Genomic DNA, 8,210 nt, shown 5'->3' on the forward strand with positions numbered 1-8,210 from the left:
ACCCTGTCCTACTCGCGGGTAGGAACCTTCCCGGCCCCGCACGACCCGACCTCGAGGAGGGTCCGCCGCGCAGCGGCGGTTCGCGGCCGTCCCGACGATCAGGTGCCGTTGCGTAGGCGACGAAGGAGCAAGCGACGGCACCTGATCGTCGGGACACCCGTGGCCGCGAACTCGAGAGCGCCAGCGCTCCAATAAACTCAGCCCATGACTGCCGAACAGGCCGCTGCGGCGATTGCCGAACGTACGGGAGTGCCGCGTCATCGCGTGGCCGTGGTGCTGGGATCGGGGTGGCAGGAGGCAGCAGCCGAGATCGGCGCGCCGCGCGCCTCGATCCCCATGACGGAGTTACCCGGCTTCGGCAAACCCAGTGCGCAGGGGCACGGCGGCACGGTGCATTCGGTCACCGTGAACGACAACAACGTGCTGCTGCTGATGGGCCGCCAGCACCTGTACGAGGGCTACACACCGCAGCAGGTGGTGCACCCGGTGACCGCGGCGATCGCGGCGGGCGCCGAGATCGTGCTGCTCACCAATGCCGCGGGTGGGCTCAGGGCGGGCCTGCGGGTGGGTGAGCCGGTACTGATCGCCGACCACATCAACCTCACCGCGCGCACCCCGCTGGTAGGCGCGCGATTCGTCGATCTGGTCGACGCCTGGGATCCCGAATTGCGGGCGCTGACACGGGAAATCGACCCGAGTCTGACCGAGGGTGTGTACGCCGGGCTCATCGGTCCGCAGTACGAGACGCCCGCCGAGATCCGCATGCTCGCGACCATCGGCGCCGACCTGGTCGGTATGTCGACGGTGCTCGAGGCGATCGAGGCGCGTTCACTGGGCGCTAAGGTGCTCGGCATCTCGCTGGTCACCAATCTGGCCGCGGGCGTTACCGGCGAACATCTTTCGCACGCGGAGGTGCTGGCCGAGGGGCAAGCCGCGGCGCCCCGGCTGGGCAAGCTGCTGCGCGGCATTCTGGAGCGCGTGTAGATGCTGCGCTTCGGGACCGCCGGCCTGCGTGGACCGTTGCGTGAGGGCCCGGACGGGATGAACGTGACGACGGTGTCACGGGCCACCGCCGGGCTGGCCGACTGGCTGCGCGAACGTTGCCTCGGCGGTGGCGCCGTGGTGGTCGGGCGGGACGCGCGGCACGGGTCGGCGGAGTTCGCCACGGCGACCGCTGAGATCTTCACTGCCGCAGGCTTTCCCGTCACGGTGCTGCCGGACCCGGTGCCGACTCCGGTGGTGGCGTTCGCGGTGCGTGAGCTGGGTGCGGTGGCGGGGGTGCAGATCACCGCCTCGCACAATCCGCCTGCCGACAACGGTTACAAGGTGTACCTCGACGGCGGGTCGCAATTGATCGCGCCCGCCGACAGCGAGATCGAGAAGCGCATCGAGGCGGTTGTCGAACCTGTTGCACGGGAAGCTGTTTCGACCTCCGGTGCCGATCTGGTCGATCGCTATCTCGAGCGGGTCGCGGAATTGCCCCGGCTGCTCGGCGGTCCCGGCGAACGGGCGGATGTGCGGATCGCGCTGACCGCGCTGCACGGGGTCGGCGGTGAACTCGCGGTGCGCGCACTGGCCGCGGCCGGGTTCACCGATGTGCGGGTGGTCGAGGAGCAGTTCGCCCCCGACCCCGACTTCCCCACCGTCTCCTTCCCCAATCCGGAAGAGCCGGGCGCCGCCGATCTGTTGCTCGCGCTGGCCGAGCGGGTCGATGCCGACGTGGCGATCGCCCTCGATCCCGATGCCGATCGGTGCGCGCTCGGAGTGCCCGGCCCGGATGGTTGGCACATGCTGCGCGGCGACGAAACCGGTGTACTGCTGGCCGACTACGTGCTGCGCACGCACCCCACCGACCCGCTGGTCGCCACGACCATCGTGTCCTCACGCCTGCTGTCGAAGCTGGCCGCCGCGCGCTCGGCCCGCTACGCCGAGACCCTCACCGGCTTCAAATGGCTGGCCAGGGCGGGCGACGGACTCGTCTACGCCTACGAGGAGGCCATCGGGCACTGCGTCGACCCCGCCAAGGTCCGCGACAAGGACGGCATCTCGGCCGCGGTGGCCGCCGCCGACCTCGTCGCCCTGCTGAAGGCTCAGGGCACCACGCTGCAAGGCGAACTCGACTCCTACGCTGTCGAATTCGGCCTGCACGCGGGCGGGCAGGTATCCCTGCGCCTGCCCGACCAGGCCGCCGCGAGCGTGCTGGTCGCCGCCCTGCGCGCGAACCCACCCAGCGACATCGCAGGCACCCCGGTGAAATTCACCGACCAGGCGCAGGTCCGCGGCCGGCTCCGCACCGACGCACTGATCTTCGACGCCGACGACTTCCGCATCGTCGTGCGTCCCTCGGGCACCGAACCCAAACTCAAGTGCTACCTGGAGGTATTCGCCCCGGTCGCCGACCGGGACGACCTGAACGACGCGAAACAGCTCACCGCCCAACGCCTCTCCCAGCTCACCACGTTCTGCCGGTCGCTGGCAGCGGGCGAGCAATAGTTCAGCGGGGGCCGAACTGGCGGTCGCCCGCGTCGCCGAGGCCGGGGACGATGTAGGCGTTCTCGTTGAGTTTCTCGTCGATGGCGGCGGTGATCAGGCGGACCGGGAGGCCCGAGGCCGCGAGGGCGGCAACGCCTTCGGGTGCCGAGACGACGCAGATGGCGGTGATGTCGGTCGCGCCGCGGGCGGCGAGCAGTTCGATCGTGTGGCGCATGGAACCGCCGGTCGCCAGCATCGGATCGAGGACGAAGACGGGCAGGCCGGTGAGGTCGGCGGGCAGCGACTCGAGGTACGGCACCGGCTCGTGGGTCTGCTCGTCGCGGGCGATGCCGACGAACCCGACGCGGGCTTCGGGCACGAGTTCGGCTGCGGCGTAGACCATGCCGAGCCCGGCGCGCAGCACCGGCACGAGCAGTGGGGGCGCCGCCAAACGGACGCCCTCGGTGACCGCGACCGGCGTGTCGATGGGCTCGCGAACCACCGGCGCGTCGCGCAGCGCCTCGTACATGAGGATGCCGGTGAGATCGGCCAGAGCATTGCGGAAAGTGGCGTTGTCGGTCCGGGCGTCCCGCATGGTGCTGAGCAGGGCCGCGGCGAGTGGATGATCGACGGTGTCGGTGCGCATGAAAAGACGATAGGGTCGCTTGGCGCTTCGCGCCTACGACCGCTGGGGAAATTTTCGCGGTAGTAGGGAACCGAATGCGGCGTCGGTGCGTCCAAGATACTGAGTGACGTACTCTGCCCGGGAACTCGAGGATTGGGGGAAGTTCGATGACGAAAAAAATGTCGGCCGATGCCGAAGGCATCGTCGCGTACAGCGCAGCTGCTGAGGTGATGGCCACGGAACTGGCCACGGCGGCGGCTGGCTCGGTTGCCTCCGACCCCACCCTGCTCGGCCCCATCATGGGTCTCATCGGCGGCGATTTCACCGCCGCCTACTCCGCCGCGCACGCCGGTCACGTGGCGTCGATCGCCCAGCTGTCGGCGGTCATGGGGAGCATGGGGCTGGCCACCGCCAGCGCCGCGACCACCCTCGTCGAGACCGACCTGAACAACGCGGCCGGGCTCAGCGCCGCCGCGGGCGACATCGGTACCGAAGCATGATCGACCTCAGCGGCCTGGCTCAGCCCCTCCTCGATCTGCTGTCGAGCTTCGGCACCGGCGTACTCGGCACCGGCGGCGCATCCGACGGCTTGCGCTCGACCTCGACCAACCTCGACCAGATCTATCAACAGGGCCGCAACAGCATCAACAACGTGAACACCGCGTGGGACGGCCAGGCCGTCGACGCGGCCACCGCGAAGGCGCTGCGCGTACAGACCTCCTCGGCGACTCTGAGCGACAACGGCACCGAGATGGCGACCGTTGTCGACCAGGCCGCCGCCTATGTGGAGACCGGTCAGAAAGAACTCGACGGAATCGTCAACTCGTTCCTGTCGCAAGTGTCCGCGCTCAGCCCCACCCTGGGCACCCCGGCCGGTCTGACCGCCGTGGTGAGCTCGGCGATCGATCACATCGGTCAGGGCATGGGCGTCGTCGGCCGGGTACAGGACGAACTCGGCACCCAGACCTCCGCGATCCAGGAGCTCACCCCCGCGCCGTCGAGCACGTCGCTGGCGAGCGTCTCCTCCGGCGCGAGCAACCTCGTGTCCTCGGCGTCGAGTTCCGGCCTGCTCTCGACCGCGGCGAGCACCGGCAGCACAGTGCTCAGCGCCATGGGTTCCGGCCTGTCGACAGCGATGGGCGGCAGCAACAGCAGCAGCTCCTCGAAGTCGACCACCACGGGTGGGACCTCCGCGGGCACGGGCGGGTCAACGGGGTCATCGGCCGGTTCGTCGACAGGGTCCGGTACCGGCGTCAAGATCACCCTGCCCGACGGCAGCACCGTCGAGGCGCCCAACGAGAAGGCCGCGACCGCGGTCCGCTCGGCCATCGGCGCCGTCGGCACCCCGTACGTCTGGGGCGGCAACGACCCCCAGTCGGGCATCGACTGCAGCGGGCTCACCAAGTACGCCTACGGCGAGGCCGGGGTCGAACTGCCACGGCTGGCGCAGGAACAGCACATCGGCAATCCTCAGGTATCCCCCGGTGACCTGATGCCGGGCGATCTGGCGGTGTGGGACGGCCATGTCGCCATGGTCGTCGGCAACGGGCAGCTCGTCGAGGCGGGCGATCCGGTTTCGATCAGTTCCATCCGAACGGAGAACAGTGGCATGGAGTTCTACGGCTTCTACAGGCCTACCGAATGAGCGGCACGCCGATCCCCGAGGTCCCCAATGTGGAGTCCGCGGTCAGCACCAACCGCTCCGGCACGATCTCGGTCCGCGCGACCAGCATGGGTCTGCCGATCGCGCTCAAGTTCGAACGCAGTGAATACCAGTTCGGCGCACAGGCGCTGGCCGACGAGATCCTGCGCCTGACCCGGCGCTCGACCATCGCCGCCGCGGCTCGCCTGCGCGAGGTCTACAGCGAGCAGGCGCAGATCCCCGACGAACTGCTCGACAAGATGAACCTGCCCACCCGGCGTCAGGCGGTCGACGAGCTCGATCGCATCGACGACGCCGACACCGGTCAGACGAGTTGGATGAGGCCACTGTGAGTGCGGAAATGGATGCCCTGGTCGCGGGCGTCACCGGAAAACTCGAGGCGCTCGAGGCCGCGCTGTACGGGTTGAAGCAGGTCAACGGGCGGTTCACCACCGAGGACGGGCTGGTCACCGCCGAGGTGAACAGCGACGGCGCCCTCGTCGCCCTGACGCTGGACGAAGCCATCACCACGCTGGCGCCCACCGAGGCCGCCGCACTCATCCTGTCGGCCTGCAAACAGGCCACCGAGACCGCCGGTGAGGCACGTTCCAACATCATTGCGACACTGAACGAATCGCTCGCCGGCCCGAGTGCACAGCCCGACGGGCAATTAGCACCCGGGCCGGATAGTGCCCGGCGCTCGAGCTAGCTAGGCTTCGCGTCATGGCTTCTGGAGACATCGTCCCGATCGAGCTCGGTCTGACCGATGGCGATCTCGTCACCCTGTGGGCACCGCGCTGGCGCGACGGTGACGACGAGTGGGAGGCGTTCCTCGGTCACGAGGACGACCTCTACGGATTCGAGTCCGTTGCGGAGCTGGCGGCGTTCATCCGCACCAACTCCGACAACGACCTCGTCGACCACCCGTCCTGGGCGGTCATCGCCGGACTTTCGGCCGCTGAGCTGGAGCCGGAGGAGAATTTCAGCTTCGATCTGGTCTCCGTGCCGGAACTGGCGGCGGGCGACCCGGACGTCGACGTCGTCGGCGAGCTCGAGGACACCCTGGCGATGGTGCGCAATATCGCCGAGGTGTGCGAGCTCGACGTGGTGACCAAGTTCTTCGGCAACAACCCGGTGCTCGGTGCGCTGGCCAGCGGGGCGAGCACATTCGTCGGCCGCGACGGTGAAGAGCTGTGGGACCAGGTCGGTGCCGCGATCGTCAAGGGCTGGGACGACGTGCTCGACGCGATCGACAGCGTCGTCAGCACACCCGACGTCGACGCGGCCGCGGTGGCCGTCGCCGAGGCGGAGCTGCTGGCGGCCGAGGAGAACGAGGTCGACGCCGACGATGCCGCCGAGGAGGAGGAAGAGTTCGAGAACGTCGACCTCTCCGCGGCCGACGAGGACGAAGAGGAGTCCTTCTGGGACGAGGTCGGCATCGACCCCGTCAAGATCGTCACCTCCGACGGCGAGCAGTTCACCCTGCGCTGCTACCTCGACGACGAGCCGATCTTCCTCGGTGACGGCAGCACCATCACCGTCTTCGGTTCCGAGCGCGCACTGGCCCGCTACCTGGCCGACGATCACGAGCACGAGCTGTCGCGGGTGTCGACCTACGCCGAGGTGCAGACCGCGGCGGTGGACGGTTCGCTCGAGGTCGAGGTGACCGACGAGAACGTCTACGTGCTCACCGGTCTGGTCGACGATCTGGCCGAGGGACCGGAGGCGGTCGATATCGAACAGCTCGACCTCGCGGTCGAACTGTTCAGCGACGCGGCCGACTACGCCGATGACGACAGCGTGGAAACGGCTCTCGCACAGTCGAACCCGCTGGGCTGGTACGTCTCGTACCTGCTCAACCCGGATCCGAACCGGATGGCGCCGAACCCGCCGTACGCGTCGGAGGCCCAGCAGTTCCGCGACTTGCAGCGTGCGTTCGAAGCACGCCTCGTCAGCGAGTAGTTCTCGACAGATCAGGGGTGGCGCCGATACGGTGCCACCCCTGATTCATGTCAACCGAGCAGGACCGCGTAACCCGGCTTGATCACTTCGTCGATGATCTTCAGCCGGTCCGGGAACGGGATGAAGGCCGACTTCATGGCGTTGATGGTGAAGCGTTCCAGGTCGCTCCAGCCGTAGCCGAAGGTGTCGACCAGCTTGAGCATCTCCTCGCTCATGGAGGTGTCGCTCATCAGGCGGTTGTCGGTGTTGACGGTGACCCGGAAGCGCAGGCGGGCCAGCAGGTCGAACGGATGCTTGTCCAGCGAGGGCACCGCGCCGGTCTGCACATTCGACGAGGGACACAGTTCCAGCGGCACCCGCATATCGCGCACGTAGTTCGCGACCAGGCCGAGCTGGGCGTCCTCGATGTCGCCCGGGACGCTGATGTCGTCGGTGATGCGCACTCCGTGGCCCAGCCGATCGCAGCCACAGAACGCCAGCGCCTCGTGAATCGACGGCAGGCCGAACGCCTCACCCGCGTGAATCGTGAAGTGCGCGTGATTGGCTCGCAGATACTCGAACGCGTCCAGGTGCCGGGTGGGAGGAAATCCCGCCTCGGCGCCCGCGATGTCGAACCCGCCCACCCCGGCATCCCGGAACCGCACGGTCAGCTCCGCGATCTCCCGCGACCTCGCCGCGTGCCGCATCGCCGTGAGCAGGCACGTCACCCGAACGACGTTGCCCTGTTCCGCCGCGATCGCCTCGCCCTCCCGGAACCCCGCGAGGGTGTGCTCGACCACCTCGTCGAGCGTGAGGCCCTTTTCGAGGTGCTGCTCGGGCGCGAACCGCACCTCCGCGTAAACGACCCCGTCAGCGGCGAGATCGATCGCGCACTCCCGCGCCACCCTGCGCAAACCCTCCGGGGTCTGCATCACCGCGACCGTGTGCGCGAACGTCTCCAGATACCGCTCGAGCGATCCGCTGTCGGCGGCGTCACGAAACCACGCCCCCAAACTCTCGGCGTCGGCAGCGGGTAATTCGTCATAACCGCAATCAGCGGCCAGCTCTAGCACCGTCGAGGGCCGCAGACCACCATCGAGGTGATCATGCAGCAAGGCCTTCGGTGCGCGTCGGATCGAAGCAAGGTCAAGGGGCGCCGGTCCAGTCATGTATAGACGGTAGCCGCCCACGCCGATCCCGGCAGCGAAGTCCCCACGTGGCAACCGTCTCGTTGATTACCCGCCCCGCAAACGACTATTACGAGCCACCCACCGCATTCCCCACACCCCACAACCAGCCAGTCCCCTCCCCACCAACCACACCGCACACCCAGCCAGTTCCCCTCTCCACCAACCACACCGCACACCCAGCCACTCCCCTCCTCAACAACCCACCGCCCACACCCAACCCGTCCCCCTCCTCAACAACCCACCGCCCACACCCAGCCCGTCCCCGTCTTCAACAACCCACCCAACCCAGCCACCGCACTCCCGACCCCTAGGGAGGGACGGCCACGAAGTGGCCGGTCCG

At 68.3% G+C, this 8,210-nt stretch carries 9 protein-coding genes; 7 read left to right on the plus strand and 2 right to left on the minus strand.

Translation table 11 applies throughout. From position 1 onward, the window contains the following. The first annotated feature begins 204 nt into the window (after positions 1 to 204). Complete coding sequence (locus ACWDXS_RS33320) at positions 205 to 984, plus strand: purine-nucleoside phosphorylase (protein WP_449971952.1); 780 nt, start codon at positions 205 to 207, stop codon at positions 982 to 984. After that, entirely contained in the window at positions 985 to 2,493 is a 1,509-nt protein-coding gene (locus ACWDXS_RS33325) for a phospho-sugar mutase (protein ID WP_378995366.1), read from the plus strand. It abuts the gene before it with no gap. 1 nt (position 2,494) lies between these two features. Here the strand turns inward: ACWDXS_RS33325 and upp are convergent, their stop codons facing one another. Continuing rightward, positions 2,495 to 3,118 carry a uracil phosphoribosyltransferase gene (upp, locus tag ACWDXS_RS33330; protein ID WP_378995364.1) on the minus strand — a complete coding sequence of 208 codons (624 nt, stop codon included), beginning with the start codon at positions 3,116 to 3,118 and terminating at the stop codon, positions 2,495 to 2,497. Positions 3,119 to 3,264: 146 nt separating this feature from the next. On the opposite strand from upp, the gene ACWDXS_RS33335 reads away from it, so the two are divergent. The 5 genes from ACWDXS_RS33335 to ACWDXS_RS33355 are packed head-to-tail and all read left to right on the plus strand — an operon-like array spanning position 3,265 to position 6,701. Then, a complete protein-coding gene (locus ACWDXS_RS33335; RefSeq protein WP_379314914.1) occupies positions 3,265 to 3,597 on the plus strand; it encodes a hypothetical protein in 333 nt (110 codons plus the stop codon). Continuing rightward, complete coding sequence (locus tag ACWDXS_RS33340) at positions 3,594 to 4,742, plus strand: NlpC/P60 family protein (RefSeq protein ID WP_449971957.1); 1,149 nt, start codon at positions 3,594 to 3,596, stop codon at positions 4,740 to 4,742. Before ACWDXS_RS33335 ends, ACWDXS_RS33340 begins: the two co-directional genes overlap by 4 nt. Continuing rightward, on the plus strand, positions 4,739 to 5,092 hold the full coding sequence (locus tag ACWDXS_RS33345) for a hypothetical protein (protein WP_101464284.1): 354 nt from the start codon (positions 4,739 to 4,741) through the stop codon (positions 5,090 to 5,092). The genes ACWDXS_RS33340 and ACWDXS_RS33345 overlap by 4 nt, the downstream gene beginning before the upstream one ends. Then, complete coding sequence (locus ACWDXS_RS33350) at positions 5,089 to 5,448, plus strand: YbaB/EbfC family nucleoid-associated protein (protein ID WP_378635517.1); 360 nt, start codon at positions 5,089 to 5,091, stop codon at positions 5,446 to 5,448. Before ACWDXS_RS33345 ends, ACWDXS_RS33350 begins: the two co-directional genes overlap by 4 nt. A 14-nt stretch (positions 5,449 to 5,462) precedes the next feature. Next, positions 5,463 to 6,701: a primosomal protein gene (locus ACWDXS_RS33355; protein ID WP_378995357.1), complete on the plus strand. Its 1,239-nt coding sequence runs from the start codon at positions 5,463 to 5,465 to the stop codon at positions 6,699 to 6,701. Positions 6,702 to 6,751: 50 nt separating this feature from the next. Here the strand turns inward: ACWDXS_RS33355 and ACWDXS_RS33360 are convergent, their stop codons facing one another. Further along, positions 6,752 to 7,849: an adenosine deaminase gene (locus ACWDXS_RS33360; RefSeq protein WP_378995355.1), complete on the minus strand. Its 1,098-nt coding sequence runs from the start codon at positions 7,847 to 7,849 to the stop codon at positions 6,752 to 6,754. Between the last annotated feature and the right edge of the window lie 361 nt (positions 7,850 to 8,210).

It is taken from the genome of Nocardia sp. NPDC003183 (genome assembly GCF_053590715.1).